A 270-nucleotide genomic window follows, 5' to 3' on the forward strand; every position below is an offset into this window, starting at 1 on the left:
GCCAGGTCCGCCAACGCCAACGAACGCCGCCCGGCCAGCGCATGGCTTTGCGGCAGGCACACCACGAAGGGTTCGGCCAACAGATCGCGCGCCGCCACGCCGGCCGGCACCGGGTTGGCATGGATGAAGCCCAGGTCCTGCTCGCCGCGCCGCACCGCCTCGATCTGGTCGTGCGAATTCAATTCGGTCAGCACGTGCTCGACGTCCGGCAGTTCGGCCCGCATGGACTCCAGCAGCGCCGGCAGGCCGCGATACAGCATCGACCCCACG

Annotated in this window: 1 protein-coding gene; it reads right to left on the reverse strand. The window is 70.0% G+C overall.

Annotation, left to right across the window (positions count from 1 at the left end; genetic code table 11):
• Positions 1 to 270, reverse strand: a 270-nt coding sequence (locus SB751_RS30855; protein ID WP_410749130.1) for a LysR substrate-binding domain-containing protein, incomplete at both ends; no start/stop codon positions are given.

Origin of the sequence: Cupriavidus sp. SIMBA_020 (assembly GCF_046535395.1) — a bacterium.
GTDB classification, from domain to species: Bacteria; Pseudomonadota; Gammaproteobacteria; order Burkholderiales; family Burkholderiaceae; genus Cupriavidus; species Cupriavidus campinensis.